This is a genomic window from Paenibacillus ehimensis NBRC 15659, assembly GCF_004000785.1.
Taxonomy (GTDB): Bacteria; Bacillota; Bacilli; order Paenibacillales; family NBRC-103111; genus Paenibacillus_G; species Paenibacillus_G ehimensis.
The window spans coordinates 41,283-60,380 of record NZ_BILX01000031.1; the positions used below are offsets into that span (position 1 = coordinate 41,283).

Genomic DNA, 19,098 nt, shown 5'->3' on the forward strand with positions numbered 1-19,098 from the left:
GACAGTTCGATACCGTCACCTTCATTCTCATCCTTGATGACAGGTAGCTGGCTGGCATAGCCGCTATAGGAATAGCAGCCTTAGCCCCTCTAGTTTTGCGTCCTATTCTTTCGAATAGTTTGCCTTTTTCATGTTAAAAGGATCGTATGGAAAATTCAGCCTATGGCCTTGTAGGAAATATACACCATTTTTCCTAGTCCGGCAATTGTTTTTTTTGTAAAATTCCTCACAATCAGACATATAATTTGAAAAATCGACATATTTGTCGAAAAACGTCGCATGAAAACCATTCCCGAAAACAACGGCAACAAGCGAAGCCCGCGGAGATCCAAACGATCCGCAAAAGCTTCGCTCTATTGTGGGGCGCTGCGCCTGCAGGCGCAGTACGCTTCTATGTCTATGGACTTACAAAAACTTTTGCGCCGCGCTGCGCTCCTGGTTCACCCGGATTTCATCCAAGTAGTTGTAAAGGGTGAATTTGGAAATGTCTAGAAATTGACATACCTTGTCGCCGGCTTTTTTCACCAGAAACGCGCCCCGGGCATCCAAAAACTGCAACGCTTTGATCTTATCCTCTTTGGCCATATGGGACACCGGCTTGCCGATGGACTTCTGGCATTCCTGCAGCAAATAATCGACCAGATCGTTTACGTCGTTCACGAACACTTCCTTGACCTCCTGATCGAGGCTGTGCATGGTGAGCGACCGGATCGTATTTTCCGCCACGAGCAAATCCGAAATATCGAAGTTGATGCACAAAGCTCCGATCGTTTCGCCCTTGCTGTTCTTAATATACGTGGACGACGAACGCAAAATTTTGCCGTCCTTCGTCTGCGTGATATAGTTGTACCGGTCTCCGTCGGTCACGGTGCCGCGCAGCACTTCGAGCCCGAGGTTGCTGCCGCAGTCGCCGACCTTCCTTCCGGTAATATGGCCGTTCTCGATGGCGACGATCGTGCTTTCGTATCCCTGAGTCAAGTCGTGCAGCACGACCTCGCATTTATCCCCGAACTGTGCAGCGATGCAGCGAAGCAGGGGAAGGAGGAAGCCGATCTCCTCTTTAACCGATTCCAATCCGTCTCACTTCTTTCCTTCAGTGTGCAAACCCCATGAGTTGCAAAAAAATAGTTTGAGCACCAAAAAAGTTTTCTGTATCTTTAGTATCATCGCAATCGGAAATCTTGTCAACCGAATTCGGCGGCCGGACAAATCCAGGGGGGCGGCGAATGGCTGGAAATCATTGTAGGCCGGGACGGCGGGAAGGTATAATGAGGGAGAATGATCCTTTCACAGCGTACGAGGGAGGCTGTCCTATGAATCACCGATGGTTGGAATGGGCCAAGCAGATTCAAGCAATCGCGCAGACCGGATTGGCCTACACGAAGGATGTATACGACCGGGAGCGGTTCGAGGAATTAAGGCAAATGAGCGTCGATATTCTGGCTCATTACACAGAGACGGACTCCGGGAAAATCAAGCTGACGTTCGCCAGCGATACCGGCTATGCCACGCCGAAGGTGGACATTCGCGGCGTCGTGTTCCGGGACGGGAAGCTTCTGCTGGTCCGCGAAAAGCACGACGGCGCCTGGGCGCTCCCGGGGGGATGGGCGGATATCGGCTTGTCGCCGTCGGAGATTGCGGTCAAGGAAATCAAGGAAGAGTCGGGCTTCGACGCGGCGCCCGTCCGGCTGCTTGCCGTGCTGGACAAGAAATTTCACGGTCATCCGCCGGAGCCGTATCATGTTTATAAGCTGTTTATCCAATGCGAGATTACCGGGGGGAGCGCCAAGACCGGGGTGGAAACGTCGGCCGTCGGTTTTTTCGGCGAAGACGAGCTGCCGGTCTTATCGGTAGAGCGCAACACCGAGGCGCAGCTGCGGACGATGTTCGAGTTTCTGCGCGATCCGGATAAACCGGTCATTTTGGATTGAAGAGGGGCGCAAGCCTCTCTTTTCTAGTTCAAGCGGTGAACAATTTCGTAGGCGTTGCCGCAAGGGTCCTCGAAATAGACCGCATAATAGGTCGGGCTGATCGGGAACAGCTTCGGCCCGGCGGTGACGAAGTCCCGACTCGCGCCGCTCCAGCGCATGGAGCTGCTCCTCGTTCGTGTACCTTTTGAGCTTGGCAACGGCCCGCTCCAGCGCTTCGCCGTATGGATAACCCGCCTGTTGGGCGAAGGCTGCCGAATGGACGAGCGCCGTCTGCTCCTCCAAGTCAAAAAACAACGGCGCTTCGTTGAACGATTCGAGCAAGCTGTAGCCGCCGTGATGCCCGGCGTCGGCCACGATGGGAACTCCGCTGGCGCATAAAGCGTCGATGCACCGGTAGACGGTGCGCACATGAATCTCCAGCTCGTCCGCGAGCTGTTGGGCGGTCAGGCGCTTCCCCTTTTTAAGCAGCCACAGGATGGATAACATGTTGTCCGCTTTGGACATGGCTTGGCGCTCCTTTTCTAAGCGGCGGAAGGACTCATGGAAGCGCGGCTTCCATGATGGCCAGAATATCCTTCGGGTGCCGCAGACGGTAATTGGCCGCAATTCCCGCATCGTGCGCTCCCCACAGCGCCAGTCCCGAAGCGACGCCCGCTCCGGCTGCGCACTGCATATCGTAGATGCTGTCTCCGATGTACATCGTATCCTGCGGCTCCGCCTCAAGCCGCTTCAAGGCGGTCAGAATCGGCTCGGGGTGCGGCTTATGCCGGGACGTATCATCGGCGCAGACGACGACATCGAAGTAAGGGTGCAGATCGAACCGGGCAAAATCTTTGATATATTCCGTGCGGGTCTTGGAGGTGACGATACCGGTCTTCAGCCCCAGCTCTTTGACCCGGCGCAGCATCGGCTCGATGCCTTCGAATACGCGGATTTGGTAGTCGAACCGCTCCATCAGCCGGTTCCAGCGTTTCGCGGCTTCCTCAATATCTTGAATCCCGAAGCGGGGGAGCGAGCGGACGCTCGGGATCCCGAGCACAAAGGCAAGGTCCTCAGGCTCGTAAGGGATATTCCTCTCCCGCAGCAGGTCCGACAGCGAACTGAGAATCGCCTGCTCCGTATCGAGCAGCGTGCCATCTACATCGAATAATAGACAAGGGTACATGAGGAATCAATTCTTTCTTCACGAATAATGCAAGATAACTTAATTATACTTATGGTAACTTACATGAACAAGTGATAATCAATGAAAATAAGTGATAATGCCTGGATTAAATAATGAATATTGCATAATCTGGCGAAAGAGTGGGTAGCCACAAGGGAGTGTGCGGTCTGATCTTGCCGTCTGGTAAAAGTATTTGCCAAACAATCGCCGGAGGAGCTTTGTCGGATGCTTTTTTTCGTTTCTGTACCCGATGCTGGAGAAAACACGTTGGAGGTTGAGCCCTATGGCGCAGCGGTGTCCGCAGGAGAGGCCGAAGCGGTGAAGCCGGTGTCTCCGGTGCCCAGCGCCGGCGCTGCAGACCTGCGGAAAGGTAGTTGGACGATGCGTCGACGGGGGGGTAGAACCGGACGGTTGGGGAATTCGTTCAGGAGGCCGGAAGCGCGGCAACTCTCGCTGCGGCGCCAGACTTATGATTTATTTTCAACATAGGTTAGAAAAGCTTGCATTCCTTTAAGCCAAAAAGCCAAAAAAGGGGTCGTAACTGGTAGCACTATTAAGGCATATTGAGGTGCCAGTTTAAAATAATCGTGCATGATATCATTCGCTGTAATCTCTGGGGACGGGGTCATCACACGCTCAAAGCCATACTCTGAAATCAGCATCAGCGCAGCACCAACTGACCCCATGAATAGGGGGATTATAAAACCTAGAAAAGCACATATAATCCAATATACCCATAGGCGAACGTTCCTGAATGCCTGGAAGTACCCTGAAATACCAGAGATAACGGAGACAGGAAAAAGGGATGTCGCAAAAAACCATAACCATCCCTCAAACGACGCTCCCCCATATGACATGCCGCCAGCTGCGAAATCCCCGAGAAAAGAAATGATAAAACTCAAAAAAAACATAGTGACCAAACCGTAAATAAGACCTGCGAACGTAGAGCGCATTTTAATATTCATGCTTCATCCCTCCCCGGCATCCATGAGCAAGCAGGTGTTTGAAAAAAGTCACAATTGCCCAATGCTTGCCGGATTCCGGCAGTTTATAATAAAAGATGAATCTTTGGGTTCGTCCAAAGCGGGCCGAAAGACAGCGGTTACATCTTATTTCGTATTTTGGAGGTCATGCCATGTTGAATCATCCCATCGGCCGCTTGCGCATCGTCGCTTTTATTGAAGGGATGTCCTATCTCGTTCTGCTGGCTATCGCCATGCCGCTCAAATATTTCTTGGACATGCCGCAAGCCGTCAAAATTGTCGGATCGCTCCACGGCCTGTTGTTCGTGCTGTATGTGCTGGCCGTCATCCACGTCACCTTCGCTCACCGCTGGACCGTGCTGAAAGTGCTGTTCGCCATGCTTGCCGCCTTCATTCCGTTCGGCAATTTCGTGCTGGATTCGCGCCTGCTCAAAAACAGCCGCTAGGCGAACCGGAAAAGGCAGCCGCATGGAGAAGCTTGCAGGCCTGCCTTTCGCTGCCGGCCATAACGTTTGCTCGAAAAGACTCCGGTAAGGAGTTTTTCTCATTTCTGGTTCTGCCATCGTTCGAGCTTGTGAATGTGCTCCAGCGGAACTCCTCCTTCAAATTCCTCTGCTTAGGTCAGTTTGTCCCATTTGGCCCACATTTTGCGCGGATTTAGTTCATACTCTTCGTTGTCCCGGAACATGAACCGGTGCATAATAAATTCCCTGCGGATCGTTGCGAAGTCCTCGTGATACTGCCGGATGAAGTCGTTGATTTCCTGCTCCGTATACTTGCGTCCCTTCTCCAATCCGGAGACGATATGCTCCAGTACGATCAGCTTCTTCTTCAACTGGGCGGGCACGTGCTTTAATTTGCCTTCGGAGGTGAAGAAGTTTTTGAGAACGGATTGTTGCAGACGTTCGGCTTTGTCTTCGGGCATGGAAGCCCCTCCTGTCTCGTTGGAATGAGCGTAGATCAGCTCTACCGAAGCGGCGGCGTTCGCCTTGATGAAATGATGGTTCAGCGAAAAGTAGATGGTATTTTTCACCCGGCGCTCATAAAGCAAGCCGGCTTCCCGCAGCTTGGCGGCGTGGTGGGTAATGGTCGCGGGAGATACGCCTAATTTGTCGGCCAGCACCTGTCCGTTCAGCTCCCCGTCCGCCAGCAGAATAAGGAGGCGGATTCTTGTCGGGTCGGCGAGCGCTTTATGATAGTTGACGATTTTATCCAGCTGCATGGGTTGATGATCACCGTCCATATTTTTTAATGGACAACTAATTTAATATTTATCTAATTAGATAATATTCAAATTAGTATCCTCTGTCAATGAAATCCATTAATTTCACTGTAGCATGGCCGATTGGTTTATAATAGTGCCAATAAAGCTGAAGCTGAATGGAGCCACTTTGGCAAGAAGGGGAGAGGTCTATGCTGTGGATTCCGATTGACCGGTCGCTCGACATGCCGCTGATCGGGCAGGTGTACGGGCAAATCCGCGACCGCATATTGAAGGGGGAGCTTCCGTCCGGAGAGAAGCTGCCGTCTACGCGGGAGCTTTCCGGAGAGTTGAAGGTATCGCGCAATGTCGTTCTGGAGGCTTACGATCAGCTCCTCGCGGAAGGCTTTCTGATCTCGCGGAGGGGCGCGGGGACGTTCGTGGCGGAAGGCGCCTATCTCGAACGGCGCAGGCAAGCGCCGGAAGCGATGGCGGCGAGCGGCGCGGATGACAGCCGGCTCCGGGACGAGGGTCTCGTCAATTTCCGTTCGGGCATTCCGGCCTTGGACCGGTTTCCGCGCAGAATATGGGCGCAGCTGTCTTCGGCCGTCTGGAACGAAGCGTCGTCTGCGGTGCTGGGCTACGATGTCCCCGAAGGGCGTCCCGAGCTGCGGCATGTGTTGGCGCGGTATTTGTTGAAAAGCAGAGGAGTACGCTGTCACCCGGATCAGCTCGTCATCACCTCCGGGGCGACGCAAGCGCTATCTTTGGTGTCCAAGCTGCTGCTGTCGCCGGGGGACGAAGTGATCATGGAAGATCCGATCACCTGCGATATCCAAGCGATGTTTCAAGCTCAAGGCGCCTCCATCCGCTTCGTGCCGGTGGACGAGCACGGGCTGCAGACGGCTTTGCTGCCGCAGGCAAGCATGCCCAAATTCGTCTTCGTTACGCCTTCGCATCAATATCCGCTGGGAGGAGCGCTGCCGATTCAGCGGCGCATTCAGTTGATTCACTACGCGCGTATGCACGATTGCTACCTGGTCGAGGACGATTACGACAGCGAATTCCGCTACGAAGGACCGCCGGTCAGCTCCTTGCAGGGGCTGGAGCCGGACCGCGTCCTCTACATCGGCTCGTTCAGCAAAATTTTATCTCCGGCGCTGCGCATGGGTTACCTGATTCTTCCGATGCCTCTCGTCGAATCGTGCCGCCGGTTAAAGTGGCATTCGGATCTGCACAAGCCTTCGATGGATCAGCTCATTCTCGCGCGTTTTATGGACGAAGGTTACTTGGAACGGCATATTGCGAAGATGAAGAAGCTGTACAAGAGCCGCAGAGATTGTCTGATCGAATGTCTTCGGTCCGCTTTTCCGGGCCAGGTGAACATCATCGGCGATTCGACCGGACTGCATCTCGTCGCGGAGTTTCCCGGGCGCCGGTTCGACGAAGGGGCGGTTCGGGAGATCGAGCGGGCGGGAGTTAAGGTGTATCTGGTGGAAGCGCACGCCCACGACAAAGAAGCGCACCGAAGCCGGCTCATCTTGGGGTACGGTCATCTTCCCAAGGAGGATATTCGGGAGGGGATCACCTGGCTAAGCCGGGCTTTGCTCGGCATGTAGCTTCGTAACGATGTTCCTGTGAGCTTGCAGGGGGCGCCGTCGGCCGGACGCTTCCCCTCGCTTATGCGCGCAAGCTTACACGGAAGGCGGCTCCGCTTCCCTCGCTTCGTCCTCCGGTCCGGGCCCCGCCTGCGGGTTGACCCAGGAGGTTTGTACGGAATCCTGCAAAATGCGGGCGAGAACGCGCAGCTCCGCGTCGTCGTACTTTTGCAGGAAGCGGACGACGCCTTGCTCTATTTGCCGGTGCAGCGCTTCGTGAAGCCGGAACAGCTCACGGCCGAGCGAAGTGGTGCGGAAGAGGACTTCTTTTTTGTTGTTGGGAAGGAACTGCTTCTGAATCAATCCTTTGGCAGTGAGTCTCCGGGTAATTTTGGAAACGCTGCCCTTCGGGATGCCGAATTGTCTGGAGACGGTAATGCCGTTCACGGGCTCCAGCCGTCCGATGGCGTCCAGCACATGCAGCTCGGTCACCGTCGTATCTTTCAAAAGCCCGACAATTGCCGCATTGTCGCAGTTCCGGACCATCCACTGCCGTTCCTCGTCATCCTCGGCCTCTATCCGCCGCTGGACTTGCCCGAACAATTCCATGATCTGCCGGATGAGCGGCTCTTTGGAATCTTGCTCCCCGGCGCGTCGGCCGCTGTTGGAAGTATGTTCCATGGAGAAATCTCCTTCATTTTCGGTCTTTTTATGCTATCAGTATATCAAGAACGGGGCCATTTCAAAAACGGAAATGAAACCGGATCATCATTCGCAAAAAAAAAAGTTTCCGGGAAACAATGTTGACAAGCAGGGTAATCGCCGCTAATATTGTTTCCAGGAAACAATGTGATTGACACATTAGCCTGGGAGGAGAGATTCAAGAATGCACAATGATCAGCTGCACGGAAACAGTCCCGAGGAGCCGGGCTCCGGGAAAGCCGGCATGACGCGGCGGGTCGCTCGCGCGCTGCGTGCCGGGGGGCCGGAGGTCATCGAGGTCGTCGAAGAGGAGCTGGCCCCTTTAAAATCCGGCGAGGCGCTCGTACGGGTAGAGGCCGTCGGCCTGAATCACGTGGAGTCCTTAGTGCGGTCCGGTACGTATCCCATCCGGTTTCCGTTTCCCTACGGCGTCGGTGTGGAGGGCGCCGGCGTCGTTCTGGCCGTCGGCCCGGAGGTCGCGATCCCCGTCGGCACGCGGGTATGCTGGACCGGCGTGCCCGGGTCGTGCGCGACTGCCGTCATCGCGCAAGCGGCCATGCTGGTGCCTCTGCCGGACCCGCTGACGTTCGAGGACGGCGCCAGCCTGGCTCACGCAGGGCTGACCGCCGCCGGTCTTGCCCGCCACTGGCCGCTGAGCGAAGGCTCGGCCGCTGTCGTATGGGGCGCGGCCGGCGCCGTAGGCCGCCTGCTTGTCGCGACGCTGGCCGAGCGCGGCGTCAAGGTAATCGGCATCGCCAGCGGCGAGCGGATAGAAGCGGTGCGGGCGGCCGGGGCCGCTCACACCGTCGACCGTTCCGCCGAAGACGTGCAAGCCGCCGTCCGCGCCTACACCGGCGGTCGCGGGGCTGCCGCCGTCTTCGATCCCGTCGGGGCGGAGACGTACAAGCTCAGCTTAAGCCTGCTGGCGCGCCGCGGCTGCCTGATCAACTATGGACAGCTCTCCGGCGATCTGCCGTCCGTCGACATGAAAGAGCTTATGACGGCGGGCTCCGTCTTCGTGACCAAGTATGGTCCCGGCGGGGTTGAGGGCCCGGGCGACGTGGCCGGACTCATCTCGGATGCGTTGAAGCTCGCCGCGAAGCGCCCTTTGACCAGCGGCGTTGCCGGGCGCTTTACGCTGGATCAGGCTGCCGACGCCTACCGGGCGCTGGATTCCGGCGCGAACGGCAAAGTGCTTGTTATTCCGGGCGGCAGCGCTCTCTGAGCAAGGGCGGGCCATCCTCTAACAAGCGAGGCCGGAATTCTCCTACGGGAAATTCCGGCCTCGCTTTAAGCTTCACGTCTCATTTACCACGGCTTCGCAAAGCCCTGCCGCATTTCGTCGCAGTACTGCCGCAGCTCGGTCTTCAGCCCGTCAAACCAGTCAGGAGCTTCCTCCAGCCCGCTGTTTTCCAGCGAAGCGAGCAGCCTGGTGAAGCTGTATAGTTCGGCGAATCTCCGAAACCGGGGGAAGGCCTTCACCATAGCCTCATCCAAAGGTCTGACGGAGCGGTACCCGCGCACAAAAGCCTGTAGCTCGGCCTCGCTTTCCGGGCTCCCGTCCTCCAACTGATCCGCAAGCGCCGCCGCAATATCCATGGCGAACCAATGGTACATGGAATCATCGAAATCGATGACGCTCAGCTGCTTTGTTTTTTCCTGCCAGAAAACGTTATCCGTCTGAAAATCGTAATGAACCAGCCCGTAAGTTTCTTTCGAAGCCGGCATCGCTTCCAGCCAAGCCTTCACTCTCGCAAGCTCGGCCATCGCTTCGTTCTCGTGAGGATGCCTGCGCAGGACGCTCTCCGCGAACAGGAGCGCCTCCCGCCAGCTCTGTCGCCTTCCGCCCGCCGGTTCGTACGTCTGGGACAAGGCGTGCAGAGCGGCCAGCGATCGTCCCCACGCCTCGCAAGGAAGCTCGTCAACCTCATACAGCGGCACGCCGTCGGCTTTGCCGAACACGGCACCGTGATACCGCCCTTGCGGGAGTTGTACGGATTCAATGAGCCTGCCGTTGACGGACGGAAGCGGAATGACGCAGGGGAACCCGTGCTGACGCAAGTACTGCATAAACTCCAGCTCCGCTTCGATGTGCCCGAGCGGTGTTTCCTGTTCGAACGCGAATCTTAGAAAATACGTTTTCCGTTTACGTTTAAACGCGTACACAAAGGTCGAGCTTGCTCTCCAAAATTGCAACGTCCCTTGGTCGTGCTCCCAGTGTGCGATCAGCCCCAGAGCGACCGCGTCGGCCTCCAGGCCCTGCACCATGTTACGTAAATTCATCATTGTGGATCTGCCTCCCGCCATACCATGCGGGAGAACAAGGCCCGATCAAGCGGCAAGTCCTCCCGCCGGCATGTAAATTTGAAGTTCACTCTTCAAATTCGTGTCACTCCTTTCCTGAAGCTAAGGTATGAACCGGCTTATAAGCCATGGATAGATTACCATAAACTGCTAACCGGATGATGTGGCTTTTTGATTATAATCAAATTTGCCGCAAAACCGCTTGGGAAGGCTGGTGTACGAACCATTTTGCAGGCTGCGCACATACAATGGCTAAACCGGAGAGGAAGGGGAGAGGACAGGCATGCGTCATATCATTGACCAGTTCCATCAACATTACTACGACAGCCTGGTATGGCAGAATACGAAATGGCTCGGGGTGCAGATCCTGAAAATGCCGCTCGATTTGATGATCTATCAGGAAATTATTTATGAGGTTCAGCCGGATCTTATTATCGAAAGCGGAACATTTAACGGCGGCAGCACGTTGTTCTTCGCCTCGATGCTTGACCTGATCGGGAAGGGGAGGGTCGTTTCGATCGATGTCGCGCCGCAAGCCGATCTGCCGGTTCATCCCCGGATTACGTACATTCGGGGCTCTTCGACGGACGGCGAGGTCATCCGGCAGGTGAACGCCATGAGAAATCCCGGCGACGTCGTTCTTGTCAATCTGGACTCGGATCATTCCGCACCGCATGTTCTTAGCGAACTGAGAGTCTACAGCCATTTTGTGACGGCGGGAAGCTATCTCATCGTCGAAGATACGAATGTTCATGGGCACCCGGTGCTTCCGAACCATGGTCCCGGCCCGATGGAAGCGCTGGATACGTTTCTTCAAGAAAATGACCGGTTTGCTGTCGACGAAAGCCGGCATAAATTTTTTGTAACCTTCAACCCGAGAGGCTATTTGCGCAAAATAAAATAAGGCGCCGTCCATCGTCCTCGGAATAATCCGGCCGGATTCCCTACAGGAGGATCGGTTTATAGGCCAACGCCTTGTCTACAATCTCCTCGGCCGACAAGTCTTCGTGGCTCCAAAAAATATAATCGCTGATGCTCGGGTCTGCTACCGAACTCGTTATCATATCGAGCCAAATGTCCATTTCCCACTCTTCTCCCGAGCACTGCATCACTTGTTCCACGAGCCCGATCAGCTCTTCCCTGCTCAATTCCCCCAGAAGGACCGTTCGGTGATGGAACAGTCTTTTGGCGATATACTCGGCGCCTTGGTCGGTACACCACAGCAGCGCCTCGACGTCCGGATAGGTGACACCGGCCTTAAGCAGCTTCAGCTTTTCTTCGTAAGGCTCCCCGGAATAACGGGCATCCTGTATTTCCTGCACCAAATCGAAAATGTTCTCGTAAGACAAGGTTTGATCCATTTCGTTCACTTCCTAAGCGATTTAGATATAAGAAGATTTTTGCCTTGCAGTCGCTTTCCAATACGTCTTCGAGCCGTTGCATACAATGACCGCTTGGGAAGGAACTTGAATCCAGATCAGCATCCAATTCAAGATGTCCAAAGAAGACGACAAGGAGTTCAAGACGATCAAAAAGAGCATAAAAGGGGAGAGTGCCCCCAGCAGACCCAGCAAGGCCGGAAGTATGAGCGATATGACAACAAAGGGCAATAGCGTAATGACGATATATCTCGTTTTGGATACTTGTTCTTCCGTGTACACATATCCCCCGAACAAGGTAATGCCGACATACGTGCTCTTCGACGCAATAAAGTTCGGGATCAAGATTAAATGCAGCAGCTCGTGAACCAAGAGCAGCGATACAACTCCCAATATACTCTTCAAGTCGATCGTGATCAATATCGATTCGGGCATATAATTTCGGAGAGGCTCGGCCGAAAACATACTTACGATCCCGACGGTCACGATGAGATTGATGATCATGAAAGGAACGGACAGGACCAGAGCGCGCAGAGGAGATTTGGGCTCCTTCAGCAAGGCCCAGCCGTTTCGGATGAGCTCCGCATGCTTTTGCTTGTCGGTTTCCGGAAATCGTTTCCGCATCTTCATCGATTTCACTCATTTCACTCGCTAAACGAATTTAAAATATCAAGCAGATTTTGACGCAAATCTTCCATTTCTTCATTCACGTACTCGTAGTGCCCGTTGATGCCCCGGTGAATGATGGCGTTCATCGTCGGATGATGGTCCCGGTCCGTCGCTTGGATGAGATCGTGGGCGAAAGCGGCGGCCTGATGCTCGCTGTATTGAAACGCGCCCATCAGCATCGCGATCGTCAGCGCATGCGTTTGCGGCTGATCCAGGTCGTCCCGGACCGCAACCGCCATCACGGCACCGAAGCTGAAGGCGGCGATCAGCTGCCGTTCGAGCTCGGTCGTTTCGGTAAAAGGAATCTCGATCAGATCGAACAGTCTGTCCGCGAATTCCGTAATTTCAGTGAGTTGTTCCATGAAGCGACATCCTTTCTTGCCGGCTAATTTTTCGAGGTAGGTCCAGCGATAGCATTCCATCCTCCGGTATATACGTCATAAGGCGCAAAAAGGAAGCAAGGACGGCAAAAAGATTCGTGCCGGACGATACCGCAGCGGAGAAGAACGAATGATCCGAATCGTATCGCCGCCGCTACAGTTTATGGACCGAATGGGGGCGCGAAGCCGCCCCGGCTTTCCTGAGCGCCGTAGAGTCTACTCCTCCGTCATGGCCTCCTGGCTGCACAAAACCGTCATCATTTCCTTGAATGACCCGAAGATCGGTCTGACGTAGGGCAGGAGATGGTCCCTGTTTTTCGACGCTTCTTCACCTAGCTCATGCAAATGATCATGCAAGAACCACACAACGGGACAGTCCCCGTCTTCTTGTCTCCGCCTCGTATCGAAGCATACCGGACCTTGGCTGTCTTCGCACTCGGCAAAAGGCACATAGCCTGCCGATAGCAGCGGCTCCCAGGCATGCAGCAAAAATTCCAAGGGCTGAAGCCTTTCTTCCGAAGAGAGCGAAGGCATCTCTATAAATTGACAATCGCCTATGTATTCTCCGTCTACTTCCGCATTATCGAATTGCAGAGAGACGTAATGATAGCTCATCAAGAACGCTTTAAAAAGCGGCGGAAATTCGATCGAAAATTCGCTCTCAACCGCCCGGATTTCCTCTTCACCGATCGTCGAATCCAGGGGCTTCCATTTCACCCAGCCTTCCTCGTCGACTTCCCCGTCTCTCATCTCCTGCGGCACTTTTTCTTCCACATGCATAAAGGCAATCTCCACAGCTCTGGAAAAATACGGTCCCAACTGTTCTTTGATCCAAGAAACTTTTTCTATCATCGTTTGCTTGAGCTCCTTTTCCAACTGCGTAAGATCACAACGGTTCCATTCCGGCAGCGCTGTATTACACTAGTTTACAAAATTGGCAAGGCTTCTGCCAGACCAGCCCGTACTTTTGTTCGTAGAAGCACATAGAATATACCATGTCCGACAAGAAAGGATGGTGTGCCATGTCAGCCATTCACGAACATTACCGTACCTGTAAGACATATATTAACAAACGGGTACGAATCATGACAATCAACGGAGCCTCGTACGAAGGGCGGATCGTCAAAGTAGACCGGAACCGCGTTTACCTGCAGACGGCTTCTAGCAGCCGCAGTGAGGCTACCGTTTCGTTTCTTCCGTTTATCCTTCCGCTCGTTTTGTTTGACCTGCTGGCCATTGTACTCCTCGACCGGCCTTTTCGGGGACGTTTCTGCTAGCCGGTTCGATCCTTCGTCCCGGGGGATTTTGGCTTGTCCTCGGCCCGGTTCCGGCAGAGTGTGATTTAGATCATATCCTCGGCCCCGTATAGACGTTACCATAAAAGTGTAAACGATCTACGGGGAGGTTTCCAATCATGCCATTCCAAAAAGTGCTGGTTGCTTTTGACGGTTCCGAGCTGTCCGTGAAGGCTCTTCAGAAAGCGATCTCCATTACCAAGGAAGATTCTGCGGAATTAATCGTCATCCATGTATATCAAACTCCGGCCCTTGCTTATGGCGGCGCCTTCGTCTCCATTCCGGCCAATCTCGATCTGGACTACGAAGAGCTGGCCCGTTCCGTACTGAAAGAAGCGGAAGGCTTGACTGCCGGCGTGTCCCGGGTGAAGCACGTGCTGCAGCAAGGCCAGCCGGCCGTTACGATTCTGGAGTATGCGGAAGAAAACGGCGTCGACCTTATTGTGATGGGAAGCCGGGGACTAAGCGGTCTTCGCGAGTTTGTCCTTGGCAGTGTCAGCCATAATGTCGTTCAGCATTCGAAAGTTCCCGTGCTCGTAATTAAGTAAGGGCAGCGGGTAAGCAAAGCACCTTAGCGGGTGCTTTTTTTATTTCCCACGGCGGCTCGCTTCCAGTGATGCTATTTTAAAGGCATAATATGATATAATTTGGGAATCAGTCTGGAGCTCAAAACGACTATATTTCTAAAAGACAGGTGACCTATGCCCGTATTTGTACATTTGACGCCGGAGCAATCGATCGCGAATATCGTTCGCAACGGCATTAAGCCGAGCGAAGTCCATGCGGCCGGGGTCGGAGACGGCGTCTTCTGCATGCCGGTGATTCACGATTTTTACGCGTCGCATCAATGGCTCCGGGAGCTGAGAAGGTTTAACAAGAAGAATATGACCGCCGTTTATTTTAAGCTGGGCGATGAGGAGACGGTCTTTTTCGGCGATTATCATCAGAAGCACCGGCAGGGAAGCGCCGGGCAGGCCGTGAAGGCTTTTTTGGATCGGGAAGACCGGCTGGGCTTTCAGGTGATCGTGCCGAGAAAAATCGCCAAAAACGAAATCTTGCGAAGCAAAAAGCTGTCTCAGACGATCGGCTGGCGCTTTTACCCGAAAGCGAAAGGAACCAAGAGGTGCCTCTGCCCCGGGTGTCTGCGCGGCGGTGAAATGAACGACAACAAGCTGATTTTGAGAAAGTACGAGGAGCTGTTGTCCGAGCTAAGACAAGCCGACGAATCGCAAATTCCGTCGATTCTGAGGTCCATCTGGGTGCTTAAGATCGATCACGACCGACGTATCAAGGACTTTCGGCCGTTGTTGTTCCTCAAGGATTCGTCCAATCCGGACATCCTGATCGAATTCGTTTCGGTGATTGCTCAGTTCCGGGGCCCCGAAATCGACGGAATTTTGCGGGAGCTGCTGGAGCATCCTAACCCTCAAGTGAAGGCTGCGAGCGCGGAGGAATGGCTCCGGCTCAAGGGAAAGGAGGACGACGAATGAGCTTTACCGCCGACGAGGTTGCAGAATGGATGCTGAATGAAGTGAAATCCGCGGGCATTCTTTATCAAAGCGATGCCGTGCGGCATATCTCCGCTCATTTTGGCGAAGCGTTTATTTATGTCAACGAGAACGGAAACGCATCCATCGATAAGGAAGTGAAGAAGGCGTTCAGGAAGCTGCACAAGGGAAGGGTAGCCTGGGACCGGGATGCTTTCTTTTGGGGCTGGACGTAGGAGGAGCCGCATGCTATTGCCTCATAGGTTCAAAAAAGACGGAGAGATCGAAAAGAAGCTTATCGCGTATTTAACCGAAAAGGAAAGCTATTACTTAGTCTCGGACGGCGCAGCCCGGTCCGCAGAGCAACCGAAGCGCTTCACCCCTGACGAAGCCATGAACATCTACAACCGGTTTGCGGATGCGGACATGGCTTGGATGAGCGTCAGACACCGGGAGCCTATGATGTACCATTTTGCGGTGCGGGTCGATCCTGAACAAAGTAAGGGGTTCTTAATGGAATATCTCGATATTTTCAACGAGGAAAAGAACCTTCACTTTATGCATATGGTCGAAATTTTACATTGGGAAGGTATACGGACCTTGCAAGTGCCGTTACGGCTTACCGAGATGGAGGAGGATGATTATTTTTCCGTCGAACATAACCCGCAGGGCCATACGCTCTTGGCCAAAAAGACATAGGCTGCGCAAGCATCGGCAAGAGGGCTGCCCCCGATAAGAGAAGCAGCCCTCTTTTTGCTATGAGATCAGTTTAAGTCCGACAGCGGACGCGAGGATCAGGCCGATGAACAAGATCCGCTTCCATTCCTTCGGCTCGCCGAAGGCGAACATCCCGAGCAGCGTGCTTCCTGCGGTTCCGATGCCGGTCCATACCGCGTAGGCGGTGCCCATCGAGATGTGATTCATGGCGAGCGACAATAACGAGAAGCTCGTTCCGAGCGTGACGATAAGGAACGTATACGAGGTCCAATGGCGGTGCTCCGTTACGCGTTTGAGGGCAATAACGCCGATGACCTCGCACACCCCGGCAGCCAGCAGAGCGGCCCATGCCATCACGCCTCACCGCCCTTTGCCCCGGCATCCTTCGTAACGAGCTTAAGCCCCAGAACGCCGGCGGCCAGCATAGCGATGAGCGCCAGCTTGAGCGGATGGGCCGCTTCCCCGAAGAGCACGATTTCGGTAATGACCGTACCCGCCGTGCCAAGCCCCGTAAACATCACATACACCGTGCCGATCGGCAATTTGGCGGCCGAATCCAGAAAGGCTTTGAAGCTAAACAGAATAAAAGCGACAGTGAGCAGCCATTCCCACCATGCCGTCGCATGCTTCAAGCCTGTTACCCAGACGACCTCCGTTGCCCCGGCCAATAGTAACAGCCACCATGCTTTGTTCATCCCTTGCTTCTGTCCTCCTTGCTTGTTTAGAAACGCTTGATATCATTGTAATTCAATAGAGGCATATCGTATAATGATTGATATTGATAAAGGTATCATTATTTCTGATATCTGGAACGGAGGGATATCCGTGGAATTGACGGACCTTAAAATGTTTGCGGCCATTGCCGAGGAGGGCAGCATATCCCGCGCCGCAGAACGGCTGGGCTATGTCCAATCGAACGTAACCGCGAGAATCCGGAAGCTGGAGTCCGAGCTGGGGGTCCCGTTATTTCATCGGCATCCGAAAGGCGTTGTCTTGACGGAAAAAGGCAGCGCCTTTCGCGACTATGCCCTAACGATCTTGAATTTGTCCGAAGAAGCGGTGAGAGCGGTGCGGGAGACGGATTATCCGAGCGGCCCGCTGGCGGTCGGGGTGGTCGAAACCGTAAATTGCCGTAAATTAATGAAAGCTCTGGCGGATTTTCAAACCCGGTATCCCGGCGTCTCTCTTTCGATAACGACCGGTACTTCGGCGGATTTGCTTGCCAAATTGCTGAATCATCAGCTCGACGGAACGTTCGTTACCGGTGAGCTCCACTCGTCGAAGCTGGTCTTCGAACATACGGTAAAAGACGAGCTCCGGCTGCTGACCCGGACAAGCGGGGAGACGTACCCGGATCTGGCCCGTGCGAAATGGGCCGTTTCGCCGAAGGGCTGCCCTTTTCGGGCGGTTCTGGAAGCGTGGCTTCGCAGCGAAGGAATATCTTTGGAAAATATGCTGGAAGTCAGTTCCCTGGAGACGCTCCTGAGCTGCGTACGTTCCGGACTTGCCGCTACGCTGCTGCCCCAATCCGTACTATCCGGCGAGTTCGAGGAGTTGGGAAGCTACCCGGTTCCTGAACCGTTCCGCTATACGACGACAAGCTTCGTCCGCCGCAACGACGGATTTTCCAGCAAAGCATGTGCCGCTTTCGTAGAGATGGTGAAGGTGAACGGGCTGTAACCGCCCGGCCTTCGCTTTTATTCAAGCAGGTGCCGGTTCTCATAAACCGTTACCTCGCAGACCGGCTCAAAGCCCGCTCGCTTGTAAATATTGATGCCGTCCGGCGAAGCTTGGAGTACGCACCATCCGGCGCGGTGCTTCCGGGCTTCCGCAAGCAGGAAATGAAACATGGCGGACCCGAAGCCTCTTCCCCGGTATTCCTGTCTCGTGGCAATGTCGTAGATGCCGACGCTATCGGGAGCGAAAATCAGACAGCCCGTAGCAACGACTTCATCCCGCACCGATCCGATGTACAGCTTCATGACGGAATGGTTCAGCAGTCGGGAAGCGGCCCTCTTATAGTACAGCCGAACGTTCGCGGCTTCCGCCGATTCGCCGAATAAAGAAGCCAGAGCGTCCCCGTATTGTTCGATTTCCCGGGCAGTTGCCGCCTCCTTCCGTCTCAGCTCCGCCGGGCCATTCGGATCCGGCCGCAAAGCATCCAAGTCGGCATACATCGCGACATTCGTTTCCGCTTCATTCAGCCCCACGCTTCTCAATGTTTCGAACGTGCAGCTATTGCGATCTTCCCACGACCACAGCGCCATAGGGTATTGCTTCTTGTTGAAGTATTCGACGGTTTCTTCGATCAGACCGGTGTCCGACGGCTTCACCTGCTCCTTAAGCCATACCGAATTGTTGAACGTATCGGACGGCAGTCCGCTATCCACGCGAACAAAATCCGCCGTTTCCCGGACATTCATCCCGCCGGAATCCTTCGCCAGGCAGGCGGACTTGATTATAAAATTTGCCCGCACGAGATGGGCCAGCCGTTTCAGTTCTGTCTCCATAGGGATTCCTCCTTATCATGCATTGGCCGGGGTTCATGAGCGCCAATCTTATTGTACCATTTTTTGCCTGTACGTTCACGGCAGCTCGAATTGTTTGCCATTGGCGGTCGGTTTATTTTACAATGGACAATGAATATCATATGATATGTATCAATAGATATTTTAAAGGAGAGGCGAGTATGCCCCCCAAACCGAAATTTAGCAAAGAGCAAATCATCGATGCCGCTTTCGAGATCGCGAAGCTCGAAGGAATGGACAGCATCACGATACGAAAGGTCGCCGAGAAGCTGGGAAGCTCGATTGCCCCGATCTATGTCAATTTCAAGGACGTCGAAGAGCTGATCGGGGAAGTAATTCATAAGATTTTCGAGCTTAGCCGACGCAAGCTGGCGGAACAGAGGACGGGGAACCCGTTCCGGGATATCGGCGCGGCGAGCCTGCGGTTTGCCAAGGAATATCCTGTTCTGTTCCGCGATCTGGTCATGAAAAACAATGCTTACATGAACAATTACGACAATGAAATGGGCGTTCTTGTGGAACAAATGAAGCAAGATCCGGAGCTGGAGAGTTTCTCTGACGAGGAGCTTCGAGCCATTTTGTTAAAAATGAGGATTTTTCAATTGGGGCTTTCCGTCATGGTGGCCAACGGCCTGCTCTCCGAGGATTTCGACGAGGAGAGGGAGGTTGAGATGCTGGAGAGCACCGCCGTGGACGTTATTGCTGTGGCCCGCTTGCGAAAGAAAGGAAAGTTGACATGATGCCTGATGGGGTGATAAG

Annotated in this window: 25 protein-coding genes, 1 pseudogene and 1 riboswitch; of the genes and pseudogenes, 12 read left to right on the forward strand and 14 right to left on the reverse strand. The window is 54.2% G+C overall.

The annotated features are described in order from the left end of the window. Window positions 1-39: 39 nt before the first annotated feature. Window positions 40-134: riboswitch (cyclic di-GMP riboswitch) on the reverse strand. 271 nt (window positions 135-405) lie between these two features. Beyond that, on the reverse strand, window positions 406-1,074 hold the full coding sequence (locus PEH01S_RS18490; RefSeq protein ID WP_127487309.1) for a helix-turn-helix transcriptional regulator: 669 nt from the start codon (window positions 1,072-1,074) through the stop codon (window positions 406-408). Window positions 1,075-1,313: 239 nt separating this feature from the next. Here PEH01S_RS18490 and PEH01S_RS18495 point away from each other — a divergent pair, with 239 nt between their 5' ends. Then, on the forward strand, window positions 1,314-1,931 hold the full coding sequence (locus PEH01S_RS18495; protein WP_127487311.1) for an NUDIX hydrolase: 618 nt from the start codon (window positions 1,314-1,316) through the stop codon (window positions 1,929-1,931). Between the two features lie 132 nt (window positions 1,932-2,063). On the opposite strand, the pseudogene PEH01S_RS18500 reads toward PEH01S_RS18495, so the two are convergent. The 3 genes and pseudogenes from PEH01S_RS18500 to PEH01S_RS18510 form a co-directional block, all read right to left on the reverse strand. Beyond that, a pseudogene (locus PEH01S_RS18500) lies at window positions 2,064-2,435 on the reverse strand (helix-turn-helix transcriptional regulator); the annotation flags it as partial. A 34-nt stretch (window positions 2,436-2,469) separates the two neighbouring features. Next, window positions 2,470-3,096 (reverse strand): HAD family hydrolase, encoded by a 627-nt coding sequence (locus tag PEH01S_RS18505; protein WP_025850185.1) that lies wholly within the window; start codon window positions 3,094-3,096, stop codon window positions 2,470-2,472. A gap of 467 nt (window positions 3,097-3,563) precedes the next feature. Further along, window positions 3,564-4,061: a hypothetical protein gene (locus PEH01S_RS18510; protein WP_246062982.1), complete on the reverse strand. Its 498-nt coding sequence runs from the start codon at window positions 4,059-4,061 to the stop codon at window positions 3,564-3,566. Between the two features lie 170 nt (window positions 4,062-4,231). Between PEH01S_RS18510 and PEH01S_RS18515 the strand changes: the two genes are divergently transcribed. Beyond that, window positions 4,232-4,525, forward strand: coding sequence for a DUF3817 domain-containing protein (locus PEH01S_RS18515; protein ID WP_025850186.1), 294 nt, complete (start codon window positions 4,232-4,234; stop codon window positions 4,523-4,525). Between the two features lie 170 nt (window positions 4,526-4,695). Here PEH01S_RS18515 and PEH01S_RS18520 read toward each other — a convergent pair whose 3' ends face one another. Beyond that, the gene (locus tag PEH01S_RS18520) at window positions 4,696-5,301 is read right to left on the reverse strand and encodes a DUF2087 domain-containing protein (protein WP_025850187.1); all 606 of its coding nucleotides are present in this window, start codon (window positions 5,299-5,301) and stop codon (window positions 4,696-4,698) included. Between the two features lie 191 nt (window positions 5,302-5,492). On the opposite strand from PEH01S_RS18520, the gene pdxR reads away from it, so the two are divergent. Further along, entirely contained in the window at window positions 5,493-6,899 is a 1,407-nt protein-coding gene (pdxR, locus tag PEH01S_RS18525) for a MocR-like pyridoxine biosynthesis transcription factor PdxR (RefSeq protein ID WP_127487313.1), read from the forward strand. A gap of 75 nt (window positions 6,900-6,974) precedes the next feature. Here pdxR and PEH01S_RS18530 read toward each other — a convergent pair whose 3' ends face one another. Beyond that, window positions 6,975-7,559 carry a MarR family winged helix-turn-helix transcriptional regulator gene (locus PEH01S_RS18530; protein ID WP_127487315.1) on the reverse strand — a complete coding sequence of 195 codons (585 nt, stop codon included), beginning with the start codon at window positions 7,557-7,559 and terminating at the stop codon, window positions 6,975-6,977. A 265-nt stretch (window positions 7,560-7,824) separates the two neighbouring features. Between PEH01S_RS18530 and PEH01S_RS18535 the strand changes: the two genes are divergently transcribed. Beyond that, a complete protein-coding gene (locus PEH01S_RS18535; protein WP_036714209.1) occupies window positions 7,825-8,805 on the forward strand; it encodes a zinc-binding dehydrogenase in 981 nt (326 codons plus the stop codon). An 83-nt stretch (window positions 8,806-8,888) separates the two neighbouring features. On the opposite strand, the gene PEH01S_RS18540 is transcribed toward PEH01S_RS18535, so the two are convergent. Beyond that, the gene (locus PEH01S_RS18540; protein ID WP_127487317.1) at window positions 8,889-9,866 is read right to left on the reverse strand and encodes a phosphotransferase enzyme family protein; all 978 of its coding nucleotides are present in this window, start codon (window positions 9,864-9,866) and stop codon (window positions 8,889-8,891) included. A 301-nt stretch (window positions 9,867-10,167) separates the two neighbouring features. Between PEH01S_RS18540 and PEH01S_RS18545 the strand changes: the two genes are divergently transcribed. Further along, the gene (locus PEH01S_RS18545) at window positions 10,168-10,788 is read left to right on the forward strand and encodes a CmcI family methyltransferase (RefSeq protein WP_025850192.1); all 621 of its coding nucleotides are present in this window, start codon (window positions 10,168-10,170) and stop codon (window positions 10,786-10,788) included. Window positions 10,789-10,828: 40 nt separating this feature from the next. On the opposite strand, the gene PEH01S_RS18550 is transcribed toward PEH01S_RS18545, so the two are convergent. The 4 genes from PEH01S_RS18550 to PEH01S_RS18565 all read right to left on the reverse strand — a co-directional run bounded on the left by PEH01S_RS18550 (window position 10,829) and on the right by PEH01S_RS18565 (window position 13,164). Next, entirely contained in the window at window positions 10,829-11,245 is a 417-nt protein-coding gene (locus tag PEH01S_RS18550; RefSeq protein WP_127487319.1) for an e9imm peptide, read from the reverse strand. Window positions 11,246-11,266: 21 nt separating this feature from the next. Next, window positions 11,267-11,893, reverse strand: coding sequence for a DUF3267 domain-containing protein (locus tag PEH01S_RS18555; protein WP_127487321.1), 627 nt, complete (start codon window positions 11,891-11,893; stop codon window positions 11,267-11,269). A gap of 14 nt (window positions 11,894-11,907) precedes the next feature. After that, entirely contained in the window at window positions 11,908-12,294 is a 387-nt protein-coding gene (imm48, locus tag PEH01S_RS18560; protein WP_127487323.1) for an Imm48 family immunity protein, read from the reverse strand. Window positions 12,295-12,528: 234 nt separating this feature from the next. Next, on the reverse strand, window positions 12,529-13,164 hold the full coding sequence (locus PEH01S_RS18565; RefSeq protein WP_246062984.1) for an SMI1/KNR4 family protein: 636 nt from the start codon (window positions 13,162-13,164) through the stop codon (window positions 12,529-12,531). A 233-nt stretch (window positions 13,165-13,397) separates the two neighbouring features. Here PEH01S_RS18565 and PEH01S_RS18570 point away from each other — a divergent pair, with 233 nt between their 5' ends. The 5 genes from PEH01S_RS18570 (at window position 13,398) to PEH01S_RS18590 (ending at window position 15,793) form a co-directional block, all read left to right on the forward strand. Beyond that, the gene (locus PEH01S_RS18570; protein WP_407669447.1) at window positions 13,398-13,589 is read left to right on the forward strand and encodes a hypothetical protein; all 192 of its coding nucleotides are present in this window, start codon (window positions 13,398-13,400) and stop codon (window positions 13,587-13,589) included. 137 nt (window positions 13,590-13,726) lie between these two features. Next, window positions 13,727-14,155 carry a universal stress protein gene (locus tag PEH01S_RS18575; RefSeq protein WP_127487325.1) on the forward strand — a complete coding sequence of 143 codons (429 nt, stop codon included), beginning with the start codon at window positions 13,727-13,729 and terminating at the stop codon, window positions 14,153-14,155. A 153-nt stretch (window positions 14,156-14,308) separates the two neighbouring features. Beyond that, window positions 14,309-15,097: a HEAT repeat domain-containing protein gene (locus tag PEH01S_RS18580; RefSeq protein WP_025847391.1), complete on the forward strand. Its 789-nt coding sequence runs from the start codon at window positions 14,309-14,311 to the stop codon at window positions 15,095-15,097. After that, on the forward strand, window positions 15,094-15,330 hold the full coding sequence (locus PEH01S_RS18585; RefSeq protein ID WP_025847390.1) for a DUF6953 family protein: 237 nt from the start codon (window positions 15,094-15,096) through the stop codon (window positions 15,328-15,330). The genes PEH01S_RS18580 and PEH01S_RS18585 overlap by 4 nt, the downstream gene beginning before the upstream one ends. A 10-nt stretch (window positions 15,331-15,340) precedes the next feature. Then, window positions 15,341-15,793, forward strand: a complete 453-nt coding sequence (locus PEH01S_RS18590; RefSeq protein ID WP_127487327.1) for a hypothetical protein — start codon at window positions 15,341-15,343, stop codon at window positions 15,791-15,793. A gap of 57 nt (window positions 15,794-15,850) precedes the next feature. On the opposite strand, the gene PEH01S_RS18595 is transcribed toward PEH01S_RS18590, so the two are convergent. Both PEH01S_RS18595 and PEH01S_RS18600 read right to left on the reverse strand, forming a co-directional pair. Further along, entirely contained in the window at window positions 15,851-16,165 is a 315-nt protein-coding gene (locus PEH01S_RS18595; RefSeq protein ID WP_025847387.1) for a DMT family transporter, read from the reverse strand. Beyond that, window positions 16,165-16,506 (reverse strand): DMT family transporter, encoded by a 342-nt coding sequence (locus tag PEH01S_RS18600; RefSeq protein WP_025847385.1) that lies wholly within the window; start codon window positions 16,504-16,506, stop codon window positions 16,165-16,167. The genes PEH01S_RS18595 and PEH01S_RS18600 overlap by 1 nt, the downstream gene beginning before the upstream one ends. A 130-nt stretch (window positions 16,507-16,636) precedes the next feature. On the opposite strand from PEH01S_RS18600, the gene PEH01S_RS18605 reads away from it, so the two are divergent. After that, window positions 16,637-17,491, forward strand: coding sequence for a LysR family transcriptional regulator (locus PEH01S_RS18605; protein WP_025847383.1), 855 nt, complete (start codon window positions 16,637-16,639; stop codon window positions 17,489-17,491). A gap of 17 nt (window positions 17,492-17,508) precedes the next feature. Here PEH01S_RS18605 and PEH01S_RS18610 read toward each other — a convergent pair whose 3' ends face one another. Continuing rightward, window positions 17,509-18,321 (reverse strand): GNAT family N-acetyltransferase, encoded by an 813-nt coding sequence (locus tag PEH01S_RS18610; RefSeq protein ID WP_025847381.1) that lies wholly within the window; start codon window positions 18,319-18,321, stop codon window positions 17,509-17,511. A 179-nt stretch (window positions 18,322-18,500) separates the two neighbouring features. Between PEH01S_RS18610 and PEH01S_RS18615 the strand changes: the two genes are divergently transcribed. Further along, a complete protein-coding gene (locus tag PEH01S_RS18615; protein WP_025847380.1) occupies window positions 18,501-19,079 on the forward strand; it encodes a TetR/AcrR family transcriptional regulator in 579 nt (192 codons plus the stop codon). Window positions 19,080-19,098: the final 19 nt, after the last annotated feature.